Source organism: Metallosphaera cuprina Ar-4, from assembly GCF_000204925.1.
Classification (GTDB): domain Archaea; phylum Thermoproteota; class Thermoprotei_A; order Sulfolobales; family Sulfolobaceae; genus Metallosphaera; species Metallosphaera cuprina.
Window position 1 is genome coordinate 1,651,279 of record NC_015435.1, and the last position, 26,169, is coordinate 1,677,447.

Genomic DNA, 26,169 nt, shown 5'->3' on the forward strand with positions numbered 1-26,169 from the left:
TATCAAGAATCTTTCAAAAATAAGCTAATTTAATTGATATTTATTCAAGATTGAGCGTATAGCTTGCCTTAATGTTTCCTCTACCTCGGCACTCTTTTTCCCTAAAGAGACGCCCGCGTGATACCAGCTCTTACCCTGAAAAGTTCGAGAGACTAACCCAGCCAAAAGGGCGTCATCTACCGTGAACTTCAATTCCTTAAAGTACTTCTCACCTAGCATGTGAACTGCCTCAGCTACTGCGTTATAAGGTAAAGTGCCATCTAAGTAGGAGTTGATCTTCCTGATATAAAGATCAGGAATGGTAAATCTCTCATCGATTGAAGGTGTGGATTTTAGTAATCTCGTAATAACAAGTGGATCTACGTTGAAGTAAACCTGATGTAGTGTTCTCAATAGTTTATCTTTAAAAAAGATTGACGCGTTTCTAATTAAACCTGTAGCCTCAGGGCTTAGCGCTTTCGCAACTATCACTGAATAACCTCCTAAGCTCTCGTTTTTCTTTGTGGACATATAGACCGGAATGAATCCGTTCTTTGTCCAAAACTTAACAACGTTATAGTTGGCCAGGAAAGAGGAACCTATCCAGTCTATCCCCTCTCGGATTGCCTCCTTTTCGATTTCAGATAGAATTCTAGAACCTATTCCCCTGTTCTGAAGATCGGGGACCACTGCTATCCTCATCACTCTCCAGCCTCTGAGCTTGCCGAACTCTCTTAACCTAGAGTACTTCACTAACCTCTGGGGGATCAAATGACCTAAGTTCTCTTCCCCAGCAGAAAGAGAATCAACTTTTTCATCAGAAAGTCCTCCTTCTTCAACCACCTGAGCTACGCCGACGTCATTTTCAGCTAAAAATATCCTTTGAAAGGTCGCATCTCCTAAAACCATAAGGTCGTCTGGCGTGTTCCTATAGTGAGCCGTGACTAGGATACCGTAAACTCTCATCAGCTTCTCCCTAACATTAAAAAGCGATTCCGGAGTTACCTCGATAATTCTCCCTTGGAAATCTCCGCTCTCTACGTTAACGTTAAGCAGGAAAACGTCATAGAGGAACTTTTCTACTGGATCCCCTTTGCTATACCTTATAGGGAACTCCAGGTTTAACCTTTGAGCGTTTCTCTCCTTTTCATAAGCTTCTAGTACCTTTAGGAAGATCTTTCCAGAGCCCTCATAACCGTGGACAGTAGTAACCAAAACCGCTTTCTCCCATCTCCTGAGTACATAGTCTATAAACTCCTTACCTAAGGCTGCCGCCTCATCCATAACGATGATGTTCCCATGATAATCTTTGGCCAGGTCCGGAGGGAGCCATCTGATCCAACTCTCACCAATTTCCAGCGAGAGAATTTTCCCATCCCTAGACACGTTCCTCCTAAACCTTTTCTTCATCGCTCTGAGAGCCATCTCAGCGAATTTCATAATTTCAGCTCCAGACCAATAATTAAGCGAGGTCACAACGATAGAGAGAGGATATTTACTTAATGAGATAATAACCGGAAGCGATAGCCCAACCGAAGCGCTCTTCCCTCTACCACGTGGCGCTGTAACAATGAATAACCTCTTTCCTTCCTCTAAAATGAAATCTATTTCGTCTAGGACCTTTACTTGATCATCCGTAACACATAGCTTGGCGACTTCTGGATGCTTACCTGACCTAGATCTTCTTGGCCTTGAAACCTCCTGGCTAGAGAAGGGCTTTACATGTATATCATTATGGTAATATATCACCCCTCTATGTTTCTTTATTTCTTCTCTAAACATGTTTTCAAATAAGTTACTAACTTTACCGTCTCTCGTTATTGTGGATTTATACAATTTACCCTTGTCGATGTTATCAGAATATATTAACGCTAAACCTCCTCCTCTAACCGTTTCGATTGCTCTAGCTATGTAGGACGGTCTAAAATCGTCCATTGCGTCTATTATGACCAAGTCAAATGTTGAACCCAAATACTTCTGAGAGGAGGAATAGTCAATATCAACTATTTGAGGGAGATAGTTTAGGAAGCCCTTTAACCTCTGCTTACTACCCTCAATCCAAGGGTGAAAGAAGTAACCAGTTGACGGGTTATTGTTAACTTTCAGATATTCGCGTAAAACCTCAAGAGAGTATTCAATTGGGCCTTCGATGAAGGCAAGATATCTGAAGTATCCCTTTTTAGAATCGAGGAAAAGGTTCACTAACTCATTTGACTTCATAAAGTGGACTCTCTCCCTTCAGGCACTTCACCAGGTTGGTGACAGCTATCATGGCCATTTTTTCTCTAGTTTCTCGGGTTGCACTTCCCAGATGAGGTGTTAACACTACGTTGGGGAATTTAGTCAACGGATTTGTCTGAGGTAATGGTTCCTGCTCAAACACGTCTAGTGCTGCTCCTGCTATCTTTCCTTCCGACAGAGCTCTCACTAAATCGTCTTGTTTTATCACCGCTCCTCTGGACGCGTTTATAATGAACGCCGTCCTTTTCATCTTTGAAATTTTAGCATAGTCAATGAAATGATATGTCTCGCTATTTAGATCAACCGTAATTACAACGAAGTCAGAGTTAGCCAATAAAGTATCTAAGTCTACGAACTTGGCCTCAACATCATGAGGCCTCCTACTATAATAGATGACGTTCATGTCGAAACCCTTCGCCCTTTTCAACACAGCTCTACCTATTCTACCCATGCCTATTATTCCAAGTACGCTATGACTAACCTCCTTACCCAACATGAACTCAGGGTTCCAAGGAACGTTCCACTTACCCGATCTTATTAAATTGTCTCCCTCGACTATCCTCCTAGCTACCGTGATAATTAATCCGAAAATGAGATCCGCGGTAGCGTCAGTTAAGACCTCTGGAGTGTAGGTTACCTTGATTCCTTTACTCTTAGCGTAATGCACGTCAATGTGATCAAAGCCTACGCTATATGTGCTTATGACTTTCAATTTGCTTGAAACGTCTATGATCTCCTTATCAATCCTCTCGCTCAAAGTTACTAAAACTCCGTCCTTATCTTTGATCCTTGACATGATCCAAGTTCTAGGCGGCGATTCGCTCCCATCCCATACCTCAACCTCTGCTATTTCCTTAAGCGAGTCAATCCAGGGCCCAGGCAACTTCCTAGTTACCAACACCTTATACGACTCCAACTCAATCTCCCCCGGCTTTCTGTCATAACACTTCCCTATAGGGCAAAGTGTTTTAAAATGATATCTGAGTTAGTCCGGATTCGAAAATATGAGAACATGCCTCTTATAAAGTTAAAACGTCTCCTTAAAAATGATGGTTTAGATATCTATAAAACCTTTCTCATGACTCCGCATTTAAAGTTCTAGATCATACGTTCAAAGCTATCGTTACTTGAGCCGAACTATTGAACTAGTTAAATTTTACGAAGAAATATAAGTGTTCTCTAACCTGATAATAACCATATTTATAACCTTGTTATATTAAGGGAAAATATGGATATCCTGGATAAAGTCGATAAAGTAGAATGGACCAAAACTCACACTCTACTCTTCACTTCTCTTATCTTAGGATTCTTCATGTGGGGAACTATAGGCACCATTGCACCTCTATTATATCCGTCTGTCAATAACGTCTTCTTCATTTTAGCCCCAATCTTAGCCACCCTAGCTGGAACGCTCATTTTCCCTCGTATATCAGACAGGAGGTATGGAAGGAAGAAAACCTTCATGATCACAATGTCAATGTATGGAGCTGGAGCTCTTATTATAGGGATTATATCTGTATTATCGATAGTAACTAGGACATCGCTAACTTCTCCGCTGATGTTAGTTCCCCTCACTGTAGGGATAGTCCTGGGGGTCCTAGGTGTAGAAGGGGAAGTACCTGTTATGTTATCTTATGCTGCCGAAATGATGCCGTTAAGGAGAAGAGAGCAGATCCTTATACTTGCTCCTAACTTCGATAACGTGGGAGCTATGATAGCCTCAGCTGTCGTTATACTATCCTCCTCCCTAGGTCCGTCAGTGGAGCTATTGACCCTGTCCTTAACCGCTCTAATTGGACTGTTGTTCTTAGCTCTAGTCAGGTTCAGGCTTCCAGAGTCAGTTCGTTGGCTTTACTCAAAGGGGAAGATAGAGCAGGCTAAAGCTGAGATCTTAAAGCTAGGAGAGAAGACAGAAGACATTCAGGAAAAGGAGAAAGTAAGGAAAGTGAGCCTTTTTTCAAGATACTGGTTTCTAGTTGCTATTGGTATATCCCAATACTTAACCTATGGACTGATGGCGTACTATATAGGAGATTTCTACTTCCCTAGCTTGGAAAATTACATAGTGTTGATCGCTAACGTTGGGGCCAGCGCAGCAGGTTTCTTAGCTGGGTTCTTAATAAACTATGTAAAGAGCAAGATGTTCTCTCTGTTCTCCTTTTTAGGAGGTACAGTCACTATGATAGCTATCCTTTTGACGATAGACTCAATCACGTATGACATGACGTTGTTTTATGGGCTTCTTCTGCTGAACATGGCTTTCAGTGAGTTCGGATGGGCAGTACGAACCATTTATGAACCATTGATCTTACCAAATAATAACAGGGCTTTCTTAATAGGGCTAGTAAGGGTGTTCCCTATAACGCTTAACTCTATCTCCGTATACTTCCTTAGTTTCTCTAACTCCCCAGTAGTTTACGTATTGTACAATACTGGGCTATGGGCTCTTGGGGCAATCGCGTCAATCCTTTGGTACTATAAAGGATACGACGTTAACCTAACTCCAATAGAGGTGTCGTCACAAAGTAAAGTGCTTTCCTAAAACAGCAATCCATCAATTTGAATTCTTTTTAACTATAATGATAAAATATTCTTATACTGATACAGCTAAATATCCACTTGAAATGAAAATAGTTCTGGCGTATGACGGTTCTGACTACGCTAAAAAGGCAGTTTTGTTCACGCTAAAAATAATGAGGGAAGTGGATGAGCTACATCTCATATCGATAATTAAGGAAATCCCTAGAAGTCCTGAACAAGTGGTTTTAGAAAGTGAAAAGAAAGCGGAGGAGTCATTAGAACAAATAAAGCGGGAGATACAAGGTTACAAGGTAGTTTCAAAAGTCTTGGAGGGCTCAGACGTTGCGAGTTCCATCATAGATTATTGCAACAAGATCGAGTGTGATCTAATAGTTACAGGGAGTAGAGGGTTAACGGGCTTGAAGAAAGTGGTATTAGGTAGCGTATCCAGCTCTCTGGTCAATAAGTCAAGTATTCCTGTTTTAGTCGTTAAGTAGAAAAGAGATATATCTTTTTTATCTATAAACCGATATTGCTTTTATGTACTCGATAGAGACTCGGAACCTCACAAAGAAATACGGGGACTTTGTAGCTGTTGATCGAATTTCCTTCCAAGTAGAGAAGGGAGAGATTTTCGGCCTACTAGGACCCAATGGAGCTGGCAAAACCACAACGATAAAAATGTTGACAGGACTCACGCCTCCTACAGACGGAGATGCAATAGTATCTGGTTTCAGCGTTAGGAAGAACCCAAAAGAAGTCAAATCTAGAATAGGTTGGCTCTCCTCAGAAGTCATATTGGATGATGAGCTTTCTGCCTGGGAAAATTTAGAGATTCAAGCCAGACTTACTGGAGTTAAGAACTGGAAAGAGAGAGCAATAGAACTGTTGAAATATTTTGAGATTTTAGAATTTAAAGACAGAAGAACAGGAAAGTTCTCTACAGGAATGAGGAAAAAATTAGAGATAACCATGGCGTTACTTAATTCCCCAGAGGTGATTTTCATGGACGAACCTACAATAGGCCTTGACGTTAACACTCGAGCTTCATTATGGAACTTAGTGAGGGAGATAAACAAGGACTACCAAGTGACAATTTTACTTAGCACTCACTATATGGAGGAGGCAGATTTTCTTTGCACCAAAATTGGAATAATCAATAAAGGTAAAATAATAGCGTTAGGAAGTCCGGACGAACTGAAAGCTAAGTTTGGGGGTGACATCATAGAGATAGAACTCAAAGAAGGAAACATGAAATTAAATATCGATAACGCTACTATTACAAATAATAAGATAAGGATTAAGGTCGACAACGCTGAGTACAAAATAGTTGATATCATTAAACAGATCGGAGATAACAACATAAAGGGAATAAAGATAAACAAGTCTAGTCTAGACACGGTCTTCATTAATCTAACGGGAGGGACAATGGACGAACAGGACTTCGATCCCAGGAAATTCTACGCTATGATAAGGAGGGCGAGAAGATGATAGACCAACTCTATGCCCTTTACATGAGGGAAGTTAAGAGAATATTTAGGAGCGTATACATGTGGATAATGCTAATCTCACAGCCAGTCATGTGGCTAGTGTTCTTCGGAAGTAGCTTCTCTGGAGTACCTTCTCAAGTACTTACAAGCTTCTTTCATACAACTAACTACATCGCATTTATCCTCCCTGGCGAGTTGTCAATATCCATGCTTTTCGTCGGAATGTTTAGTTCAATGAGCTTAATTCAAGATAAACGATTCGGATATCTGAAACGAGTACTAATAACGCCTACTCCAAAGTATTATGTGTTCCTCTCTAAAACTCTAGGCGGAATGACGAGAGGCCTTTTGCAAGTTCCCATATTACTAATCGCAAGTTTCATCTTAGGCGTTAGAATAAACATTACGCCTCTTTCTATAGCTGTGCTTTTCGTTTCACTCGCATTTGTTGGTATTGGCTTTTCTTCCCTTTACTCGCTCTTTACATTAAAGACTGCTGATTGGCAGGCTCCAGGCGTGATCTCTAATTTAATTAATTTACCTCTTATGTTTTCTAGCACTGCGCTCTTCCCTGAGGCCTTCTTCCCTAGCTGGCTAAAGATAATAAGTGATGGGAACCCGTTAACTTACGCAGCAGAGTTAAACAGAGAAATTTTACTGTATAATGATCCGTCTTGGAATTATTTGTTATATCTAGCAATATTCTCCTTATTTATGCTAGTACTAGGAAGCCTACTTACAAACAAATATTTAAATGCAGAATAAAATTATTTAAGTTTATTTAAGTTGGGATTTTCTTCTTTAAGGCATTCATATACTCTTCAATTGTTATAACCTGGTTATTTTCGTCCACAACTAGAGATCCTGGCTTGCCCTTCCTGCCTTTAGCTATGTACCATACAGCTGTTACAGAAACTAGACCTATCAACATGGCAGTTGAGAACATATCAGGTAATGGTAGAGATAGAATTACTCCAGAACTATTGATAGCTGTAGCTATCAAAGGTATTAAGATCGTGTTCCATGACAATTGATTGATCCTATAATAGAAGAAGGGAACTCCTATTCCATCTATTATTCTGCCGGCTAGCCAGAAGATTCCCGATATGGCTGCCACGTCAGTAAAAGCACTAGAGATTCCTAAACCCATAGTGAATATCGCAGAAAATAGAGCAGATAGCCCTCCAATAAGTAAAGTGGCAACTACCGGTTCACCGTTTTTCATACTGTGCTTTAAGAAAGTAGGTGCCGCATCTTCTCTAGCTAGGTTAAAAAGTATCCTAGAGGACCCTATTGTAGTCCCTATGTTTGATGCTAGAAGGCTATTTACGGCTAGAATTAGAACTGCGATCATAGGGATGGTTCCGAATCTATACATTTCATAAATAATAGGTTGATTTGAGTTCGCTAGATCGGAGAGCGATCCGTTCCAAAGAGATACCAACGCATAAGTACCTAAAAACATAGCTACACCTCCTATTGCTAGAGCTAACCACATGCCTTGAGTTATGTTCTTAGTTGGTTTTTTTGTCTCTTCACCCAGATAAGAGGCTGCGCCAGCTCCCGAAATGCTAACCATTGAGAGTACGAAAGCGAGCGCTACATTGCTCGCGCTCACGTCATGCGGGGTAAAGTACTCGGGATAAAAAGGTCTGAAAAGGGAGATCACGAAAAGCACCACAAGCAGGGCAGCTTCTGCCGTAGCACTGATTGTCACTACATAACCTAAAACCTTCTTTATATCGGTCAAGGATATTAGGGTGGGATAGATTAACCCCAACGCTATAGTTAATGGAGCTAACCACCAAGGCGAGCTGATTCCGATAACCTTTAGCCCAGTATTAACTAGAAGATATATAGCTAGGGCATTCACAGCGTTAAGAAGCGAGTAAGCGAACACCTCGGTTAGAGCCTCAAAGAAAGAGACGGACTTCTTTCGCCAAGCGCTCGAACCAAACGTATAAAATCCTCCAGGAGAGGCTATCTTCTTCGTGTAACTTGTGAGAGTGTATATCCACAGGGCACTGCCAAGAAGTGCCAGTAAGGTAGTAAATACAACAGAGTAACCAGCGTATGCTATAGCTGCAGTTGTAGTTGAAACTACACTTCCTAGGGGTGCCGTAACTGCCATTGCCTGCCCGTACGTTTCTTTTAAAGAAATAGCTCCACGGTTTAGCTTCATAATCTCCCTATAAGCCTTTCGATCCTAAAAGTTTAAAAAATTTCCCTAATTTTTTTGACTCTTTTCATGAAAGCTTAAAGGGAGTTATCCTCGAAAAGTTTCAAATAGGCTTAAAGGAAAAATAGTATCTCTTTATATTTTACCTGGGCTAGATGGAAAACTTTTAGACTCATGAACAGATAAGTATTTTATGTGACCGCTTTGTCTCCTTCTACAAGTTCTGAAATGGTCTTAATAACTGAATCAAACCTAATTTTCATCTCAGGTGGAAAGGGTTTCTTTACTTGAACACTTTTTAACTGATTTAATCCATCTTTTAGAGACATACGTAATTTATTGAAATCTCCCGAGTAGTAGGATAGTTTTACTGACGCTATTACTTTCTTAACCTTCTCATAATCCTCTTGTGAGATGTTTCCCTCCTTTAGAAGAAAGGAGTTAAGATCCTCCATCAGGAGAGGAAATTGAAGATCGATTAACTTCCAAACTTTAGATATAAAGGTATCCATGATCATCTCGTGGTATTTCTCCTCGATAGATTATAAAATCTCACCACAGTACTCAGTGACTTTCTCTGTCTCTCTGATTTAGGCTTAGAGTGAAGATGCAAGATATTTTATATTAGTAACCTTAAACCTTATTATATTGATTAAAATTAGCGTTTTAGGTATAAAGGAGGGCATAGGTAAGACCACTATATCGTTGGCGTTGGCTAAAGAGCTATCGAAAGAGGGCAGAACCTTACTCGTTGATAAAACCCCGAGTTGTGGGCTTTGGAGGAAGATAGGCCTGGATGGGGACTTCGCTTGTCAAGGACAACTATGTTTCCTCAAGTTATTTAAAAGGCCCTTTAGGATAGAAGAGTTGGATGAAGATAGCATCAAGTCGAAACTAATATCAGCGTACAAAGAAAGGTGGGATTATGTGGTCATAGATAATTTTTCCTGTGCCGTTCCAGAAAACCCAATTATAGGCTTAGACGTTGATTCATTACCAATCTTCGTTACTGATCCTTTCAACGTTCGTGTCACGCTGGAATACAGTGAAAGATTTTTTAGAAAATATGGCCTCATTATTAACTTAACTCAGAGAGAATATAAAATAAATAAAGAAATTAGTAAACTTTTTCAGATAAGTGTTTCAATACCTGTAACGGAAGAGAACGATGTTGGACTATTCCTTTTACCTCTCATTGCAGATCTGAAAGGGAGAAAACAAACTCTTTATGAGTAACTTTTGATATCTACTTCCAAGGAAACCAGCTCCAGGTAGAAAAAGAGAGGTTCAATATTAACACGATTCTCATCAAACTATTTTAGCCCCACATTTCATTGAGTAAATCATGATATACTCACAACTCGGAATAGTAGCGTCTGGACTAGCAGGTTTAACCGTTATACTCGGTGGAATAGTTGAAGGATATGGCTACGGTTTGTCTTTAGGAACGAAGTGGCCTTACACGAGAGATATTCATCAGATTGCCTTGAAAGGAGATCCAGAGGCGTTACACAGGATCAGCGCAACAATTGTAGGTCTCTTATCATTAGCTTTCCTTATTCTTTCTCCTTCGGTCATCACCGTGATAGGATTCGTGTCTGTAGTGTTTACTGCACTTTTGGGTATGGCTACACTTTATGTGTTAGCCGGTAAACTACCCTCAATCTTTCAGGGCCTTCATGATATAGCTGCTTACACCACTTTTGTAACCTATCTTCTCATCTTTCTGCAAGGCTTAGGATATAACGTAAATATAGTCCAGTTCCTAGAACAGGCTATAATACCTCCGCATTTCCTTTACTTCGTCATATTCATGGGAGGTGTAGTGACTGGATTGAGAAGAATGACAAAGCCAATAGGCCAAGTTAAGAAGCCTCAAGGCAAGTTGCAATGGGCTTGGGCAATACACGGTCTTCTCGCTTTAATATTTGTAATTGCTGTGATTTATCTACATTTTTGGTTAACTTTAGCATTTACAGTGGCTGAGGTAGCTGTTGGTCTTCTGGTTTATAGGTCAATCAATAAGAACCCGGGCAAACCAGGCATAACAATTGGTTTACATCAGTTATTTTCCTTACTAACAGTCGTTGCGATTATCCTCAACTCCTTGGCTATCGTGTATTAAATCAGTTGAGATGCATCAATTCACCTGTCATCGTGTTGTGAACTCATCATTTAATGAGCTCAACGAAACGCCTAAGTAAGAACTGTCATCTAAGTTATAATATCTTTTTGCGAGGAGATTAATTGCTTCGTGGATAGCTTCAATGGAGTTAGTTCTACTCTTTCCCACTGTGGAGTTAAGGTATGACCATGGCATGCCTTGCAAAACTTTAGCTATCAGGACTTTCTCTAATTCCTCGTCTAATTTCCATTCCCTTCTACCGTCCCAAAAGTACTTTAGGGTAAGGAGATGAATCGAATCTGCGGAAGACTCGTAAGGGCTCGTTCCCTGAAGGAATGCGGCCAGTTTGGCCAAGTGTATCATACTCAATTTGACCTCTTTAAAGGATTTAGAGGCCTCTAAGAGCAACATACTCATTTCGGGTGTCATGTTAAAGTAAACATCATGGAGAGTGTTAAGCAGTTTCTCCTTAAAGATGAAGGAGGCTATGCTAACTATCTTTTCAGCTATTTCCGAGAGCGGCCTTATAACGACAACAGGAAAATCACCAAATTTCTCATTTCTTCTTGGGGAGACGTGAACTGGAACGAAGCCGTTTCTAGTCCAGAATCTAAGCACTTTTGGATCTCCCATAAATGAGGAACCTATCCAGTCGACTTTTAGATTCTTAGCGTCCTCGACTATCATTCTTAGCAGATAACTTCCGAACCCTTTATCTTGAAGTTCTGGTACTGTAGCTATCCTTACTACTCTCCATCCGAGCATTGATCCTACTTCTCTAATCCTGGTATGCTTCAATAACCTGTCTGGGATGAGATCCCCATCGAAAGTACCTCCCTTTAAAGCTAGGTCTATCATAGAGCCAGATAAGTTACCTTCTATGGATATTTGCGCTACCGAAATGAAGCCTTCATTTGTCCTAATGCCCTTAAGGATGTGATGAGGTCCATCGGCCATTATCATAAGATCGTCTGGGTTGTTCCTGTAGTGAGCTGAAATCAAAATACCATAAGCTTGAGAGAGTTGAGCGTCATCGAGGAACAGAGATTCCTTATCAAGCGTTAGATACTCAGCGGTATCCAGAGTCTTAGGCTTAGTTATCTCAGCGTTAAGAAGAAGAGAGTCGTATAACCAACTCTCTATTGGATCTCCTTCTGCGTACCTAAGAGGTTTGCTCATCGTAAGCCATCTAGTCCAAGCGTTCTTCTGCTCCAGAACGCTTTTAAGGTACTTAAGGAAGGCCTTTCCAGATCCCTCATAGCCATAAACGGTGGAAACTAAGACTACCTTCCTCCATCTGTTTAAGTATTGAGCTAAAAGGTTGATCCCAATTGCGGCCGCCTCATCCACAACTAAAATGTCCCCATCCTCACCAACAGCAGTTTCAGGAGAGACGTAAACGATAGAGAACCTATCACCCCTAACTGACCTAATTATCCCCATGTCTGATTTCTCTACTTCGTTTGGGATATTCATGACATCGAGACCTCTCTTCGCGAACTCCATTATTTGAGAGACCGAGGCTAATGAAGGGGCTGTAATAACTATTCTTCTCTCTCTATCAGAATCAGCTATGAAAGCGGCTATCCCTAGACCAGTTACTGCACTCTTGCCCCTCCCTCTAGGGGCAGTTAAAACTAGTATTCTTTTACCTCCTCGATACATTATCCTGAACTCCTCAAGCACCTTATCCTGTTCGTCCGTGAGGCATAGATCATGTATCTCCTTCGGAAAATAAATGCTCTTCAAAGGTCTCTTCTCCGTCGTAGGCCTAACCTCTCCCGTAAAGGGGATTGATGTGTAACTCTCGTCTATAATAAAGATACCTTGATGCTCTCTTAGTTTCCTCCTAAATCTTCGCTCATAATAATCATACACCTCACCGTTCCTAGCTATCGAGTTCCTAAAGATCTTATTCTTAGTTAAGTCGTCAGTATACATAACTACTAGTCCTCCACCTCTAACTAAGTCCGTAAGACGGCCCAGATAATTCGGCTGAAAATTATCAACTAGATCCATCACCACTAAGTCGTACGTTTTGCCCAAATAGTACTCAGAACTAGAGTAGTCTATGTCCTCTACGTTTCCTAACAAGCCTTTTATAGAGTTGAACCTCTCCTTTGATCCAGTAACCCAAGGATGAAATGCGTAAGCTCGTGTATCCCCATTAAGGGTCTCATTATAAATCGAAAGGACAGACCTCAGGTCGTCTAAATAATCCCGTTTCTCAATATATACAAGGTTCCTATAGAACCTCCTTTTAGAATCCAGGAGTGACTCCTTTAACTTTGTCAGAAAATCGTCCCGTAACATAGTGTCACAATCCATACTTCTTCTTTAAAGCCTCCTCTACGTTAACACCAGTTAGGTTAGCAACTGAAATTGTCCAGGCAATAACATCTGCTAACTCCTCCTCGATAGATTTATTGTCGCCTTGAAGGAGAGCCTCTGCAAGTTCTCCCACCTCTTCAGTCAGCCATGTGAAGGTTGCATAAATCCCTCTCTCCTTATCCTTTTGGAAGTACATGTCCTTAAGTCTGGATTGTAACTCATTCAATTCCAAGTCTCATCTCTCTCCTCAATGTCTGTACATCTTCAGATGTTAATGTGACTGCAATCCTTTTAAGAACTTCTCCCCTCTCGTTCACAAAGAGAATAATAACACGATTGGTCCTCTCTAACACATTAAGAAAGTCTCTATCAATGAAGTGCTCTACATAAAGAGAGTTTTCTTCGTCATCAAGAATTATGTGTCTAAGGAGGACGTTATTGTCCTCTCTATCCACCTCAACCAAGATTTCTGGATCATCTTTGATAGGAACGTCCTCACTTAAACAAACTACTTGATTTCCTTCATATGGCTTACACGTACCTCTTATCATGGTCTTGAGGAAATCGTTAGATATTTGCACAAGATATCTAAAGTTTATTTTCCGTCTTGATATTAAGGAGATATGCCAGCGGCCGCGGGTAAAAAAATAGTAGCTTCTCAAAACTATGTCGCAAGTCATGTAGGTGCTAAAATCTTAGAGGAGGGAGGAAACGCGTTTGATGCAGCTATAGCAATAAGCGCAGTCCTCTCCGTGGTTGTTCCTCACACCAGTGGGCTGGGGGGAGACGGTCTCCTAATTGCGAGAACTCCAGAAGGGCTCTTGAGTTTCAATTCGACAGGATGGGCGCCAAAGAACATCGGAAGTGATAGGATAGAGAAGAGGAGCCCTAGGTCAATAGTAGTCCCTGGTTTGGTTGACCTTTGGAGAATGATAGAGGACTACACCACGATGGATTTGAGGAAATTATTAGATCCTGCTATAAACCTAGCTGTAAACGGGTTTTACGTAGGGAGAGCCCTACATCATGCTATCGTTAGTTCGGAAAAACTTAGTCCTGAATGGCAGCAATTATACGGAGATAAGAGGTTCGGAGACTTGATAAAGACTAGAGGCCTTGCTGAGGTGCTTAAAAAGATAGCTAGAGATCCTAGATCGTTCTATGAAGGTGAACTAGCTGAAGAGTTAGTTAAAGGACTAAGGGAGAAGGGATCGCCGATGGAATTGGAAGACTTTAGTCAGTTCAAAGCAGAGAAGGTTAACTTACTGAAGACTGATTACAAGGACTACACGGTTTACGAATTCCCTCCTAACACTCAGGGAATTACAACTTTGGAGATATTGAAAATGGTGGATATGACAGATATAAACAAGTTACCTTATAACGACGTTAGAAGGATAAACGAGCACGTTAGGATATCCTCCCTTGCCTATGAAGATAGAGATCAGTACGTAGCCGACCCAAAGTACTATCCTGTTCCGCATTTCCTGTTGGAAAAGAGCTTCCTAACGCAAAGGTTAATGGATGTTGGAATGGAGGCAAAGGTTAAACCAGATGGCGACACGACGTTCTTTGTAGTAGCTGATGAAGAGAATAAAATTGGAATGATACAGAGCGTTTTTCAGTCATTTGGATCTGGGATAATGGTCAAGGACATAGTTTTTAACAACAGGGGAGATAACTTCACAGAAGGTAGAAATAAGCCAGAAGGTAGGAAGAGACCCTTACATACCCTGTCTATACTTTACGCTGAGGGCAGAGATGAAGAGATCATTATAGGATGTGCAGGGGCTGATCTGAGGCCTCAAATTCACTCTGAGGTTTTTGAATACTACGTCGATTACATGATGGAAATAGATGAAGCGGTTAACGCTCCCAGGTTCATGTTCACTGGTAACAAAGTGATAGCCGAGAGTAGACTAGGTACACCATCTACTAAACTGGAGCCTTTCTCTCCCCAAGTGGGTATAGTCCAAGCATTGAAGAGCAAGAAAGGAATGCATATAGGAGCGGCAGATCCTAGAAGTGAGGGGACCGCGATACCAGTTTGATTATGAGCATCTTTAAATTAGTCTTTTACCGACAATATAACAGATCTTACGATACTACATAGGGTGATGACTCAGGTATTTTAAACTATCGATTAAACGATATCTTGAAAATCTTTTTATTCCCCCTTCCATAATAACTATTTGATATCTATGAACATTATATCAATTAAGCTTAAACTCGGGATGATTCTATTAAGTCTAGCCGTTTTTGTCGCCGGATTCGCTCTTGTGTATGGCGTACTAGGTTACTTCTATGGATCGTTTGCTCCTTTCGTTATAGTCGCGTCTCTAATTTTTGTTGCTCTTCTTAATATAATTCAATGGTTAATCGGACCTTATTTAATTAACGCTATGTATAGAGCTAAGGAGGTAACACCTGATGACCCTAATTACGGCTGGTTAGTTAATCTAGTAAATGAGGTGGCGCTATATAACAAGCTATCAACACCAAAAGTTTACATAGCTGATGTCTCCTTCCCTAACGCGTTCGCTTACGGAAGTCCAATAGCTGGAAAAAGAGTGACAATAACTCTACCATTATTGAGAATATTAAACAAGGATGAGATAAAAGCGGTATTAGGACATGAGCTAGGCCATCTGAAACATAGAGATGTAGAGCTTCTGCTAGCTATAGGCCTTATTCCGGCACTGATATACTGGATAGGTTATTCGCTGATGTGGAGTGGAATTTTTGGCGGAGGAGGTCAGAGGAACTCCTCGCTTTACGCTTGGATAATAGGAATAGCACTTTTACTAGTCAGTTTCGTGTTCCAATTCCTCATGCTGGGTATCAATAGAATGAGGGAATCATACGCTGATCTTAACTCCGCAAAGACTATACCTAATGGAGCGGAAAACCTTCAGAGAGCTTTAGCTAAGATAACGCTCACTGTAGATCCGAGAGCTCTCGAGAAGTATAAGGACAAGAACAACGTCATGAAGATGTTATTCTTTGCATCTTCGCCTCAGGAAGACGTTTATGGTAATGTGGATGAGCTAATCGAACACTGGAAAAATGAAAAGGTTCCATGGTATGCGGATATAGTAAGTGATCATCCACATCCTGCCAAGAGAATTCAGATGTTGGAGAAGCTGAAGTATCAGGTTTGATCCTTCTTTCAAGCAAGGCTTTTAGGCTAGTGTGAATAACGCACTGTATGAGAGTTTTAATATTAGGTATAGATGGTTACATTGGATGGGCCTTAGCTTTACGACTTCTGGCTAAAGGACATGAGGTGGCTGGGATAGATAACCTCTCTACGAGGAGATTTTCAGAGGAAGTTGGATCGGATTCGGCTTTTCCCCTGCCATCTCCTAAGGATAGAGTTAACGCAGTGAAAAAGAAATTGGACGCCAGTCTTGACTTCATCGTAGGTGATGCTAAGGATAAAAAATTACTTGAAGACACTATTTCAAAATTCAAACCGGATGTAGTTGTACATTTCGCAGAACAGAGATCGGCCCCATTTTCTATGAGAGACTATAACCACGCCTGGTACACGCTGGAGAACAACCTGAAATCAACATTAAGTTTACTTTACGCAGTGAGTGAAATAGATCCTTCAATACACATCCTAAAGATGGGAACTATGGGAGAGTATGGCACGCCTAACTTCGACATTCCAGAATCCGCTTTCGTTAGAGCCGTCATAAACGGAAAAGAGGACATTATACCAACACCTAAATGGGGTGGCTCTTACTATCACTGGAGTAAGATCTTTGACACTTACCTTATTATGTTTAAGGGAATGTTATCCAGTTTAACTGTTACCGATATAATGCAAGGTCCTGTTTACGGAACGAAGACGGAGGAAATCATTGATGAGGAACTGAGAACTAGATTCGATTTCGACGAGACCTGGGGTACAGTTATAAACAGATATTGCGTTGAGGCGTTACTTGGCCTTCCCATAACGCCTTATGGAAAAGGAAAGCAAACTAGAGGGTTCATATCGTTAGAAGACAGCGTTGAGGCGTTGAGGCTTTTAATAGAGAACCCACCTAAACAGGGAGAATATAGGGTTGTTAATCAGTTTGCAGAGATTTTCAATGTATATGAGCTGGCCCAGATAGTCAAGAATGCAGCTGTAGAGCTAGGCCTTAAAACCGAGATAAGAAGCGTAGAAAACCCTAGAATTGAGAAAGAGGAACACTATTACAATCCCGAAATAAAGATTCTTCCATCGCTTGGATTTAGGCCCAGGAAAGACGTTAGAGGAGAGGTCAAGATAATGATAAAAGATTTGATCCCTTATAAGGAGAGATTAGAGAGATTCAAGCACGTAATAATGCCCAAAACTAGGTGGAGATAAATCTTAAAACAGATTTTAGATCTGAATCTTTGATTTATCAATAAGATAGATGATACACAAAAATTTCAGGTTCTAGCAGACTAATAATTACAGAATAATTTAAATTACATCGTCCCATAACTTCTCTTATGAAAGTCAACAAAGCCGTTATCACAGCAGCAGGAAAAGGGAGTAGAATGAAATACATCACTTCAGTGTTGCCAAAAGCTCTACTTCCTCTTTTTAAAAAGGAAGATGGTAAGTTCGTTATGCGCCCAGTAATAGATCTAATACTAGATTCCCTTGAAGCGATAGGAGTGAACAAGCAGTGCATAGTTGTCGGTAACCAAGGTAAATTGCTCATTGACTATCTTTCAGAAAGAGGGATCACTTTCGTTACACAGAACGTTCCCAGAGGGTTTGGAGACGCCGTGTTGAGAGCCAAAGATTTCGTCTCAAACGATCCGTTTGTTGTTCACGCAGATGACGGTGTACTCACAGGAGGCTATGTTGAAGCTGCGAAGGTCTTTGAGGAGAACGAACCTGAGGCTGTACTCCTTGTAAGGAGAGTTTTAAACCCACAAAGATACGGTATCGTTAAGGCTAAAGAAAATGGTGAAGTAATGGGACACAAGCTCCTCAAAGTCGAGGAGGCAGAGGAGAAGCCCAAATTTCCCAAATCTGATCTTGGGATATCAGCAGTTTACATTTTTAGTAGTAAGATCATTAAGGCGTTAGAGGAAGTAGAAGTAAAGGAGGGTGAGCTAGAGCTAACTTACGGTATATCAAACCTCATTAATCAAGGAGGAGAAGTCTACGCTATACTTCTTGAGAGCGAGAGATGGCTTAACGTCGGCGATCCAGATAACTATTTTAAAGCTTTAGAGTTCACATACGGAAAAGTCCAAAAGCATTAATTTTAAAATTATAACTTGTTTATATCACTCATGGAAGAAATAGTAAAAGATTACATGAAAACAGACGTAGTTTCAATGGAGAAAAACGTCACTTTAAGGGAGGTAACAAAAATGATGACAATGAAAAACGTTGGTTCAATAATAGTTACCGAATCTGGTAAACCAATAGGGATTATTACAGAGAGGGACGTAGTGAGAGCTATAGGAAACGATAAGAGCCTTGACGAGAAGGCAGGAGTTATAATGACGTCCTCTCTTATTACGGTTAGAGAGGATTCTCCCATAACTGGGGCACTAAGTTTAATGCGTACATATAACATAAGACATTTACCTGTGGTAAACCAGGAAGGTAAATTGACTGGGATAATTTCTATTAGGGATATAGCGAGAGCTCTAGATGACATGTTCGAATCTTAGTTACGGAAAAACCTTATTATTTCAAGGCTCTTTGCGTCAGTAAGGTGCATTGGGTGAGTAAGGGAAAACCGGGTCTAGTGAGGGTAGGGCTTTTCAACCTCGCGCTTAGGTTACTAGCTTCCCCAATTTCATTCCTCTTCTCCTTAGTCGTCGCTAGATATTTGTCTATAATTTCGGTTGAGACTTTCGGTGCTTGGCAGTTTATTTTCGTAATAATTACAGGATATTTTACAATCCCAAGCAATCTTTTATCTTCAATTACCTCTAGGTACACTGCCGAAGGTAAACCTGTAGGAGGCATCGTTATAATAAATATGATAATTTCATTATTTAGTCTGGTCATCTACATAGCGTTAACCCCCTTCCTGGTTAGCATATCTCATTACAATGAGCCTTTCTATTTCTATTTAGGATCTCTACTTATCCTTATGATGTACACCCTAAACGCTTTTAATTCCATTTCTCAAGGCAGAAGTCCAAGAGTTAACACCATAGCTTCGCTGATTTTCCAATCAGTTAGACTCGGTGTAGCGTTATACGGCCTGATTATCCTTAGACTATCCATAGAAGCTGTGATATTGGCTTATGTGTTAGGTTATGTGGCACAAATGGCAATTAACGCCTTTTTCGTTAATGCTAATTTAAAGATAGACTTTCATGTAGCTTTCAGCGCCTTAAGAAAAGCTGTGGTGTTTATTATACCTTACGTTCAGTATATCCTTGAAGCTACCCTCACCTGGGTCGCGGTACTGCTTGTCAGAAACACTGTCCCAATATCTTACTTTGAGTCTGCACTAATAATATCTAACCTAATAGCCTGGTCAACATCTTCTTACAGCGGATTAATACTGAAGTTAAGCGAAAGTAAAGACCCTTCCCTTATTGAGACTTCCATAAAGTTGTTTTCGCTATCAGGGTCTTTCTTTCTTCTGCTAGCGCTTACGGATGGATTGCCTTTACTCTTCGTTCTTAGGCCAGAATACACAGCAGCATACTCTGCACTTATCATACTTTCGGTTTCAAACCTCTTGAGGGGATACTTTCAATTATTTTATACTAGCGTATACATGAAGGACCAAACCTTAGATACCGAATCTAGAGAAGAACTAAAGGGGGCATTAGCTAAACTTTCAAAACAAAACGCTGTTCTCTCTTCCCTGGGGGTAGGAGCGTCTATCTTAGTTATGGTAGCCCTATCGGTATTGCACATCTATGATCCCGTTTCATATTCTCTAGCTATAAGCTCTGGATTACTCATAAATTCAATTCTTATATTAATATCATCATTTAAAAGTTCAAAGGAACTGTACACGTTTAGGATTCCAAAGGCAGACTCCTTCGTTCCTCCCCTGTCCTCTATTATCATAGGCCTTGCCTTTTCCCTGTACCCTGTAACACCCATACACGGAGCGAACTTGATTCATGACTTCATGATAATGTTTTACAGAGCTGTTATAGCCTTAATACCGTTCGTAACCATAAACCTTGCCTTCACTGGATACACCAGGCAACTATTAAGAAAAGGATTAGAAATTTTAACCTAATTATCTATACATTTTTAATTTATAATGAGGATATGATAAGTTATTTATTGCATCCTAAAACTTTACGAAAATTGTTCGAAAGTATCTAAAACTCCAGAATAGAAACGTAAATGTAGGGCTAGAACTGTAAGAGAAAGCCTTCATTGCAAATTCTACGCCTTAGGGTTTTCAGGTAAAAATTAAAGTTTCCTATTCATCAACCTCTAATATGACTGGTTTAGATATAAGACTTAAGAGATTGTTCTCTAGAGGAAAGGTCTTTGTAGTTGCCTTGGACCACGGACTTGTAATGGGGCCTTTGAAGGGAATCGAGAACGTTGTAAGCGTAGTGAAAAAGATGGGTAACTACCCTGATGCACTCCAAATGACTCCTGCAATGCTTAGGGTAGTGGAGGAGAACTTTTACTCCAGAAACTCACCTATGCTTATCGCAAGGCTCGACACGGCTAATGTGTGGAGAGACGCCAGAAAATATGACCAAGGATACTACTCCATGGTTTATGAAGTAAAGGAGGCAGTAAGAGCTGGCGCAGACGCTGTAGTTACTTACCTTGTTGTAGGATATGGCGACGATAGGATAGAAGGTTATAACCTTGAGCAACTGGCTAAAGCGAGAAGGGAAGCTGAAGATTACGGATTACCGTTCATAATAGAACCCTTATTTGTAAGGAAGGAGATATCAGACTCTGTAAAGGACACTACCGCCGTAAAATACGTTTCTAGGCTAGCCTCGGAAATAGGTCCGGATCTATTAAAGGTGGATTATAGTGGAGACAAAAATGGGTTTGCTTCAGTGGTTGAAGCTTCTTTCTCACCTATTCTCATTAGAGGGGGACCCAAGACATCTAACGACTTAGACTTCTTGAAGATGCTAAGAGATGCAATGGACTCTGGAGCTAGCGGGATTACGGTTGGAAGAAACCTATGGCAATCTCAAGATCCTAACCTAATGGCTCAGGCAATATCTAAGGTCGTTCATGAGAGCGTTCCTCCAGAGGAAGCAGTAAAGGTAATTCAAAAGGTAAATTCATAAGATAGAAATATCCATATCCTTATTTTATCTATAAGAGTTCAATTACTAGTAAGGTAACTTTAAAAGATGTCTTTCAAATATAGCCTTGGCGGATAGGGTGGAACCTCCATCATCCCTTAATCTCCCCTTAAGTCTCAAGACCATGTACGATATAGCAGAATTCATTATTAGATCCGTAGAATTAATAAGTCCTGAACAAACAGAAAAAATGATAGACACATTAGAACAATTCTATGAAAGGAAGGATGGAAAAGTTTTAGTCATGGGGGCTGGAAGGAGCGGATTAGTTGGTAGAGCTTTCGCAATGAGGCTCCTTCATTTAGGATATAACGCTTACGTTTTAGGGGAAACCATTGTGCCAGCAATTAGAGAGAACGATTTAGCTATTGCAATATCGGGCTCAGGAAGGACTAAACTAATAGTTACTGCAGCTGAAGCTGCGAGAGACGCAAAAGCTCGTCTTATTGCCCTAACGAGTTATCAGGATAGTCCTTTAGGAAAACTAGCAGATGTGGTAGTTGAAATACCTGGAAGAACTAAATATTCACAAAATGAGGACTACTTCGCTAGACAGATATTAGGCATAACTGAACCGTTAGCTCCTTTAGGTACTCTCTTTGAGGACACGACTCAAGTGTTCCTTGATGGCGTAGTGGCAGAGCTAATGGTAAGACTGAAGAAAACAGAGGAGGACCTTAGGCTAGTTCACGCCAACATTGAACTCTAACAATTCGTCACTAATACCTTATTAATGTATAATTTCAAAACCAAACCAAGTAACTTAACGCTATAATTTGATAGATTAAATCATAGCGTTCGTGCGATGAACGAGCTAAAGACGCAATGTTAATGGACCCGGAGGGATTTGAACCCTCGACCTCAGCCGTGTGAGGGCTGCGTCCTAACCAGACTAGACGACGGGTCCTGGATAACGTATATGTCCTATGGATAAAAAATTTTCTAAGCCACAACAAGAACCACAAAACCAGTTTTTATATCGCCAAAGTCTGGGTCAACGTCTACAGCATCTATCCTTTCTTCGCTATTTAGGTCAATCAAACTTACCTTAAAATCTGGATAAAGCCTCTTCGCCATTTCGTACGCTCTCTGCGAGGCTGAATAATCAGTGCTATAGTAAAAAACTCCAGATGAAGCTATAATCACCGGTCCAAAGACAGATTTCACGAGTGTAATTAAGTAGAACCTTTGTATTAACCTTTACTTTAACGAAGAGGCTTTAACATAAGATTAACTAACGTAATCTAGGTTATCGATAAGTTACCTTCTCACATCATTTCCATGATCTTAGTCGCCATTTTTCCCACCTCGGGCAAAATTGGGAAACTTTCAAAGTCACCGTTATACTGATACACCTTTTCTGAAAAGGGTATGGTGAGACCCATCCTAGCCTTCAACGCATTAACTATTTGATCAAGTAAATGGTTAACCCGAGTGGAGATCTCTGGATACACCATGTTTATTACAAAAGCCAATACGCTGCCTAGTTCGACGCTACCAATGAGGTTAGCGTACCTCACAGTCTCTTTTATATCTACGTCAAGGAAGTCCGAAACGAAGATCTGCCATATGGGCATGTCTGGATAAATTCCCTTGAATGTATCAAGTTCATGTTTAACTATGTCGTCTTCCGGTCTTACAAGAGCTGCGTTGTCTACTATCACAAATGAGTATCTCTTAGCCTTTAATAAACCCCTATAGAGCTCCCACCCCCTCTCACCCAAATTTCTTTGCCTGTGCAGCTTTTCAATATCCAATTTATATCGTGGTCCATCACCGAAATATTTAAGTATTGTGACAGATCCACTTTCAACTTTTATCTCTCTCCAAGGTTTTGTGTCCAGTTCCTCAACCACACTCGTGACGAGACCTGGGCCTCGAATACCCGCCAGGTAAGATGCGTAACCTATTAGATCCCTATCTATAAGAAGAACGTCAGTTCTCCTTCTTGCTAATTCCTTTGATAGGGATATTGCGAGAGTGGACTTACCGACTCCTCCTTTAGAGCTTAAGATCGACAGTCTCATTCTGTATTCATAACGTTAAGAAGTAACCGAATATATTAATTTGACACACGTTACTAATAATGACCTATGTTAGCAAATGCCGAATCGATAATTTAATTTTATGTTACGATTAATGGTTAATTTTGTTTTTATGCCTAATACATAATTATTTGGCTTCATGGTTCTAGTTTGAGATATTTATATTAATTATCAATATTTTAAACAAATAACTGGCGCTACACAGATGTTATAATACTAACCGAATATGACACCATCTAAATCATCTCGAGACTGAAGGGAGCTTAAGCTCGCGTTTCATGAAAACAAAAATACTTGATAAGCGTTTAATGTTATTAGATCAATGAATTCGCTTACACTAGCGGAGAGAGTAGCCGTAACAGATAAGCTAGACTACACAGTGTTGAGATACCTGATCGAGAACAGAGAAAGGTTCGAGTTCATACCTAAAGATGTCCTTAAGGACGACCTAGGTCTATCAGATAAGGAGTTACAAATCAGCATATTGAGGTTAATAAAGAACGGAGCGCTACTGAAGAAAAAGATCAGAGGAAAGGACTCATTTTCAATCACATTTACAGGTTTGGATATAGTTGCAACTAAATCTCTTTATTCGAAAAAAATAGTTAAAAATCTCGGAATAATAATTGGAGAGGGAAAGGAAAGTAGAGTTATGTTCGGTTACGATTTTGAAGGAAATACCGTTGTTGTAAAATATCATAGAATTGGAAGGAAAAGTTTCAAGAAGAAGATTGAGAACTTTCCAACAAAGAACTGGGTTTCGATGACGTTAGAGAACGCTAGGAGAGAGTATGAAGCGCTTCAGTGCGTTAAGAGTAACATGGGGTACGTTCCATCTCCGATAGGCTTTTCAACTAATGCTGTAGTTATGGAGTATTTTGAGGGAAGACCTCTATATAGGGCGGAAGTTGAAAATCCAGAGAACGTTCTTAATAACGTTTTAGCTACGTTAAGGGTCGCATATCTTTATTGTGGAGGAATTACCCACGGTGACTTAAGTCAGTATAACGTTATGGTTAACGGGCAAGGAGACACTATCGTAATAGACTGGCCTCAAGCCACAAGGAGCGAAACTAAACTCGGTAGGGATATCGAAAGAATACTACTTTATTTTGAAAAGGAGTTCTTAATAGAGAAAAACATAGAAGAGGTTATGAATTACGTAAAGGGGTCTTCATGAAGGTAATGGGGATCGATATAGAAAAGGGATCTCCAAATTCAACCGAACAGCCTAGATATGCTATAGTTGTACTGGATGAGAACGGTAATGAGATTCTTAAAGCTGAAGACGTCACCAGGAGTAGACTAATTAGGTTGGCCTGGGAGTATCAGATCGACGTCCTAGCTACGGATAACATATACGAGTTAGGTAGCAATGACAAGGATGTTATATCCTTCCTGGCTCTTTTACCTGAAAACCTAGAGGTAATCCAAGTAAATGTGAAGAATGGGATGTTCTTTGACCTAAGGGAGGTGGCTAAGGAATACGGCATAGAAGTTCAAGGTAAACCAACGCCTGCTAGAACTGCATATATAGTGGCAACACTAGCCATGAAGAGAGCAGGAACTAAGATCAAGTTTGTGGAGAACAGAACTAAGATAATTATTTCAAAAGGGAGGAGGTCAGGGCCTGGAGGGATGAGCTCTAACAGGTACAAAAGGCATCTACGTGGTCTAGTCTTAAGAGTTTTCAAAAAGGTAAAGGAGGAATTAGACAAACATAACTTTGACTACGATGTGGTAGTTAGAAGAACGAAGGCGGGAATGGAGGGAGCGATGTTTATAGTTTACGCTCCTAGAGAGAGCTTGTTCGGAATAATAAAGAAAATGAGTGGACACGACGTTAATTTAGAAATTAAGGCACTATATAAGGATAAAATAGAATTTGTAGACTCTAAAAAATCTTCTCAAAGACCCATTATAGTGGGATTAGATCCTGGGCTAGAAGTAGGGATATCTGTCCTGGACATGTACGGAAATCCGCTCCTCTTAACAACTAAGAGAGGCGTGGATAGGGAATCAATAATTGAGCTGATTTTAGAAAAGGGCGTTCCAGCCATAATAGCTACTGATGTGAACCCGGTTCCGGATACGGTTAAGAAGATCGGTGGAATGCTTAAGGCTAGACTTCACATTCCAGAGAGGTCTTTGTCAATTGAAGAGAAACAGGTTATCCTTAATGAGTTCTCGACCAAGTATGGATTGCACATTAGTGATACTCACATCAGAGACTCTCTAGCCGCTGCAATAGTAGCTTACAGAGACGTAGAAAGGAAACTTAGACAAGCCGAGGGGTTAATAGAGAGATTCGGTATTGACATGGATAGAAATAATGTCTTTAGATGTGTTATAAATGGAACCACTATAGCTGAATGTATTGAAAACGAAATTGAAAGAAAACTATTCGTCCCCCAAAAAACTGAGACTACGAAAAGGGAAGTTAAACCTCTGAGCAACGAAAAGCTGGCTGAGGAGAACACTTCATTAAAACACGAACTGCTTAGACAAAGAAGAACTATTTCCTCTTTGTTGTATGAAAAAGAAATGCTTGAGAGAAGAATAGACGAAATCAAACGCCTGTACAATGCTGATTTAGATAAGGATAGAAGGATTGAAGCATTGAAGAATATCATTGATCAAAAAAATAAAGAAATAGTCAAACTGAGAGAAGAGATTCTCAGTTACACGGAGAGGATATCTAAATTGGAATTAGCCCTTGAGTCAGTAATAAATGGGAACTCTTTAATAGTTAGAGGGAACTCGAATGGGTTGGAAGTTAAGGATTTCAGACTGTTTTTCAATGAATGGGAGATCAATCCTGATCTTACCATTTACATTGGCAGAGACTTCGCATTGGTTGACCATTCCCTGCCCAAAGACCTTAGGATACTAATGAAAGAGAGAGAGGCTAACAATGAACTCAATGAGGATAAGTTGAAAAGAATTTTAGATGAATATAGATCTAACAGGACAAGGAGAGTAGCTTAA

The 26,169-nt window shown here is 40.3% G+C and carries 25 protein-coding genes and 1 tRNA gene; 16 read left to right on the forward strand and 10 right to left on the reverse strand.

From position 1 onward, the window contains the following. Positions 1–24 precede the first annotated feature (24 nt). Together MCUP_RS08550 and MCUP_RS08555 are read right to left on the reverse strand one after the other, a co-directional pair. A complete protein-coding gene (locus MCUP_RS08550; protein WP_013738414.1) occupies positions 25–2,199 on the reverse strand; it encodes a tRNA(Met) cytidine acetyltransferase TmcA in 2,175 nt (724 codons plus the stop codon). Then, on the reverse strand, positions 2,186–3,136 hold the full coding sequence (locus tag MCUP_RS08555) for a 2-hydroxyacid dehydrogenase (RefSeq protein WP_013738415.1): 951 nt from the start codon (positions 3,134–3,136) through the stop codon (positions 2,186–2,188). The genes MCUP_RS08550 and MCUP_RS08555 overlap by 14 nt, the downstream gene beginning before the upstream one ends. Positions 3,137–3,448: 312 nt before the next feature. On the opposite strand from MCUP_RS08555, the gene MCUP_RS08560 reads away from it, so the two are divergent. The 4 genes from MCUP_RS08560 (at position 3,449) to MCUP_RS08575 (ending at position 6,995) form a co-directional block, all read left to right on the forward strand. Further along, positions 3,449–4,762, forward strand: a complete 1,314-nt coding sequence (locus tag MCUP_RS08560; RefSeq protein ID WP_048057634.1) for an MFS transporter — start codon at positions 3,449–3,451, stop codon at positions 4,760–4,762. A gap of 82 nt (positions 4,763–4,844) precedes the next feature. Next, a complete protein-coding gene (locus MCUP_RS08565) occupies positions 4,845–5,237 on the forward strand; it encodes a universal stress protein (RefSeq protein ID WP_048057788.1) in 393 nt (130 codons plus the stop codon). A gap of 43 nt (positions 5,238–5,280) precedes the next feature. Then, positions 5,281–6,231 (forward strand): daunorubicin resistance protein DrrA family ABC transporter ATP-binding protein, encoded by a 951-nt coding sequence (locus MCUP_RS08570; RefSeq protein ID WP_013738419.1) that lies wholly within the window; start codon positions 5,281–5,283, stop codon positions 6,229–6,231. After that, positions 6,228–6,995 carry an ABC transporter permease gene (locus MCUP_RS08575; RefSeq protein WP_013738420.1) on the forward strand — a complete coding sequence of 256 codons (768 nt, stop codon included), beginning with the start codon at positions 6,228–6,230 and terminating at the stop codon, positions 6,993–6,995. The genes MCUP_RS08570 and MCUP_RS08575 overlap by 4 nt, the downstream gene beginning before the upstream one ends. Positions 6,996–7,011: 16 nt before the next feature. Here the strand turns inward: MCUP_RS08575 and MCUP_RS08580 are convergent, their stop codons facing one another. Next, positions 7,012–8,412 (reverse strand): APC family permease, encoded by a 1,401-nt coding sequence (locus tag MCUP_RS08580; protein ID WP_048057635.1) that lies wholly within the window; start codon positions 8,410–8,412, stop codon positions 7,012–7,014. 188 nt (positions 8,413–8,600) lie between these two features. Then, entirely contained in the window at positions 8,601–8,921 is a 321-nt protein-coding gene (locus tag MCUP_RS08585) for a hypothetical protein (protein WP_148230932.1), read from the reverse strand. 136 nt (positions 8,922–9,057) lie between these two features. Between MCUP_RS08585 and MCUP_RS08590 the strand changes: the two genes are divergently transcribed. Next, positions 9,058–9,645, forward strand: coding sequence for a nucleotide-binding protein (locus MCUP_RS08590; protein WP_013738423.1), 588 nt, complete (start codon positions 9,058–9,060; stop codon positions 9,643–9,645). Between the two features lie 109 nt (positions 9,646–9,754). Then, complete coding sequence (locus MCUP_RS08595) at positions 9,755–10,534, forward strand: hypothetical protein (protein WP_013738424.1); 780 nt, start codon at positions 9,755–9,757, stop codon at positions 10,532–10,534. Between the two features lie 27 nt (positions 10,535–10,561). Here MCUP_RS08595 and MCUP_RS08600 read toward each other — a convergent pair whose 3' ends face one another. Genes MCUP_RS08600 through MCUP_RS08610 form a run of 3 tightly spaced genes read right to left on the reverse strand, consistent with a single transcriptional unit; the run spans position 10,562 to position 13,446 of the window. Next, positions 10,562–12,847 carry a tRNA(Met) cytidine acetyltransferase TmcA gene (locus tag MCUP_RS08600; RefSeq protein WP_013738425.1) on the reverse strand — a complete coding sequence of 762 codons (2,286 nt, stop codon included), beginning with the start codon at positions 12,845–12,847 and terminating at the stop codon, positions 10,562–10,564. 4 nt (positions 12,848–12,851) lie between these two features. Continuing rightward, on the reverse strand, positions 12,852–13,097 hold the full coding sequence (locus tag MCUP_RS08605) for a MazG nucleotide pyrophosphohydrolase domain-containing protein (protein WP_048057636.1): 246 nt from the start codon (positions 13,095–13,097) through the stop codon (positions 12,852–12,854). Beyond that, positions 13,084–13,446, reverse strand: coding sequence for a hypothetical protein (locus MCUP_RS08610; RefSeq protein ID WP_013738427.1), 363 nt, complete (start codon positions 13,444–13,446; stop codon positions 13,084–13,086). Before MCUP_RS08610 ends, MCUP_RS08605 begins: the two co-directional genes overlap by 14 nt. A gap of 42 nt (positions 13,447–13,488) precedes the next feature. Between MCUP_RS08610 and MCUP_RS08615 the strand changes: the two genes are divergently transcribed. The 8 genes from MCUP_RS08615 to hxlB all read left to right on the forward strand — a co-directional run bounded on the left by MCUP_RS08615 (position 13,489) and on the right by hxlB (position 21,845). Beyond that, positions 13,489–14,916: a gamma-glutamyltransferase family protein gene (locus MCUP_RS08615; RefSeq protein WP_013738428.1), complete on the forward strand. Its 1,428-nt coding sequence runs from the start codon at positions 13,489–13,491 to the stop codon at positions 14,914–14,916. A gap of 150 nt (positions 14,917–15,066) precedes the next feature. Then, on the forward strand, positions 15,067–16,026 hold the full coding sequence (htpX, locus tag MCUP_RS08620; RefSeq protein ID WP_048057637.1) for a zinc metalloprotease HtpX: 960 nt from the start codon (positions 15,067–15,069) through the stop codon (positions 16,024–16,026). Between the two features lie 47 nt (positions 16,027–16,073). Next, complete coding sequence (agl3, locus tag MCUP_RS08625) at positions 16,074–17,228, forward strand: UDP-sulfoquinovose synthase (protein ID WP_013738430.1); 1,155 nt, start codon at positions 16,074–16,076, stop codon at positions 17,226–17,228. Between the two features lie 128 nt (positions 17,229–17,356). Next, complete coding sequence (locus MCUP_RS08630) at positions 17,357–18,124, forward strand: nucleotidyltransferase family protein (protein ID WP_048057638.1); 768 nt, start codon at positions 17,357–17,359, stop codon at positions 18,122–18,124. Positions 18,125–18,154: 30 nt separating this feature from the next. Continuing rightward, positions 18,155–18,541, forward strand: a complete 387-nt coding sequence (locus tag MCUP_RS08635) for a CBS domain-containing protein (protein WP_013738432.1) — start codon at positions 18,155–18,157, stop codon at positions 18,539–18,541. Positions 18,542–18,594: 53 nt separating this feature from the next. Next, positions 18,595–20,085: an MATE family efflux transporter gene (locus MCUP_RS08640; RefSeq protein WP_013738433.1), complete on the forward strand. Its 1,491-nt coding sequence runs from the start codon at positions 18,595–18,597 to the stop codon at positions 20,083–20,085. A 208-nt stretch (positions 20,086–20,293) separates the two neighbouring features. Further along, complete coding sequence (locus tag MCUP_RS08645) at positions 20,294–21,118, forward strand: class I fructose-bisphosphate aldolase (protein ID WP_013738434.1); 825 nt, start codon at positions 20,294–20,296, stop codon at positions 21,116–21,118. A gap of 142 nt (positions 21,119–21,260) precedes the next feature. Beyond that, entirely contained in the window at positions 21,261–21,845 is a 585-nt protein-coding gene (gene hxlB, locus MCUP_RS08650) for a 6-phospho-3-hexuloisomerase (protein ID WP_013738436.1), read from the forward strand. Positions 21,846–21,968: 123 nt separating this feature from the next. Here the strand turns inward: hxlB and MCUP_RS08655 are convergent. The 3 genes from MCUP_RS08655 to MCUP_RS08665 all read right to left on the reverse strand — a co-directional run bounded on the left by MCUP_RS08655 (position 21,969) and on the right by MCUP_RS08665 (position 23,163). Further along, a tRNA-Val gene (locus MCUP_RS08655) sits at positions 21,969–22,043 on the reverse strand. Between the two features lie 35 nt (positions 22,044–22,078). Beyond that, entirely contained in the window at positions 22,079–22,303 is a 225-nt protein-coding gene (locus MCUP_RS08660; protein ID WP_048057639.1) for a hypothetical protein, read from the reverse strand. Positions 22,304–22,404: 101 nt separating this feature from the next. Beyond that, positions 22,405–23,163 (reverse strand): nucleotide-binding protein, encoded by a 759-nt coding sequence (locus MCUP_RS08665; protein WP_013738438.1) that lies wholly within the window; start codon positions 23,161–23,163, stop codon positions 22,405–22,407. A 340-nt stretch (positions 23,164–23,503) separates the two neighbouring features. On the opposite strand from MCUP_RS08665, the gene MCUP_RS08670 reads away from it, so the two are divergent. Next, the gene (locus MCUP_RS08670; RefSeq protein WP_013738439.1) at positions 23,504–24,361 is read left to right on the forward strand and encodes an RIO1 family regulatory kinase/ATPase domain-containing protein; all 858 of its coding nucleotides are present in this window, start codon (positions 23,504–23,506) and stop codon (positions 24,359–24,361) included. After that, complete coding sequence (locus MCUP_RS08675) at positions 24,358–26,169, forward strand: DUF460 domain-containing protein (protein WP_048057640.1); 1,812 nt, start codon at positions 24,358–24,360, stop codon at positions 26,167–26,169. The genes MCUP_RS08670 and MCUP_RS08675 overlap by 4 nt, the downstream gene beginning before the upstream one ends.

What these genes read in the sequence shown, in the direction of transcription:
- MCUP_RS08635 (WP_013738432.1), top strand. Translation starts at nt 18,155, where the DNA reads ATGGAAGAAATAGTAAAAGATTACATGAAAACAGACGTAGTTTCAATG.
- MCUP_RS08675 (WP_048057640.1), top strand. Translation starts at nt 24,358, where the DNA reads ATGAAGGTAATGGGGATCGATATAGAAAAGGGATCTCCAAATTCAACC.
- MCUP_RS08575 (WP_013738420.1), top strand. Translation starts at nt 6,228, where the DNA reads ATGATAGACCAACTCTATGCCCTTTACATGAGGGAAGTTAAGAGAATA.
- MCUP_RS08560 (WP_048057634.1), top strand. Translation starts at nt 3,449, where the DNA reads ATGGATATCCTGGATAAAGTCGATAAAGTAGAATGGACCAAAACTCAC.
- MCUP_RS08585 (WP_148230932.1), bottom strand. Translation starts at nt 8,921, where the DNA reads ATGGATACCTTTATATCTAAAGTTTGGAAGTTAATCGATCTTCAATTT.
- MCUP_RS08550 (WP_013738414.1), bottom strand. Translation starts at nt 2,199, where the DNA reads ATGAAGTCAAATGAGTTAGTGAACCTTTTCCTCGATTCTAAAAAGGGA.
- MCUP_RS08570 (WP_013738419.1), top strand. Translation starts at nt 5,281, where the DNA reads ATGTACTCGATAGAGACTCGGAACCTCACAAAGAAATACGGGGACTTT.
- MCUP_RS08580 (WP_048057635.1), bottom strand. Translation starts at nt 8,412, where the DNA reads ATGAAGCTAAACCGTGGAGCTATTTCTTTAAAAGAAACGTACGGGCAG.
- MCUP_RS08670 (WP_013738439.1), top strand. Translation starts at nt 23,504, where the DNA reads ATGAATTCGCTTACACTAGCGGAGAGAGTAGCCGTAACAGATAAGCTA.
- MCUP_RS08600 (WP_013738425.1), bottom strand. Translation starts at nt 12,847, where the DNA reads ATGTTACGGGACGATTTTCTGACAAAGTTAAAGGAGTCACTCCTGGAT.
- MCUP_RS08615 (WP_013738428.1), top strand. Translation starts at nt 13,489, where the DNA reads ATGCCAGCGGCCGCGGGTAAAAAAATAGTAGCTTCTCAAAACTATGTC.
- agl3 (WP_013738430.1), top strand. Translation starts at nt 16,074, where the DNA reads ATGAGAGTTTTAATATTAGGTATAGATGGTTACATTGGATGGGCCTTA.
- htpX (WP_048057637.1), top strand. Translation starts at nt 15,067, where the DNA reads ATGAACATTATATCAATTAAGCTTAAACTCGGGATGATTCTATTAAGT.
- MCUP_RS08630 (WP_048057638.1), top strand. Translation starts at nt 17,357, where the DNA reads ATGAAAGTCAACAAAGCCGTTATCACAGCAGCAGGAAAAGGGAGTAGA.
- MCUP_RS08665 (WP_013738438.1), bottom strand. Translation starts at nt 23,163, where the DNA reads ATGAGACTGTCGATCTTAAGCTCTAAAGGAGGAGTCGGTAAGTCCACT.
- MCUP_RS08595 (WP_013738424.1), top strand. Translation starts at nt 9,755, where the DNA reads ATGATATACTCACAACTCGGAATAGTAGCGTCTGGACTAGCAGGTTTA.
- hxlB (WP_013738436.1), top strand. Translation starts at nt 21,261, where the DNA reads ATGTACGATATAGCAGAATTCATTATTAGATCCGTAGAATTAATAAGT.
- MCUP_RS08565 (WP_048057788.1), top strand. Translation starts at nt 4,845, where the DNA reads ATGAAAATAGTTCTGGCGTATGACGGTTCTGACTACGCTAAAAAGGCA.
- MCUP_RS08645 (WP_013738434.1), top strand. Translation starts at nt 20,294, where the DNA reads ATGACTGGTTTAGATATAAGACTTAAGAGATTGTTCTCTAGAGGAAAG.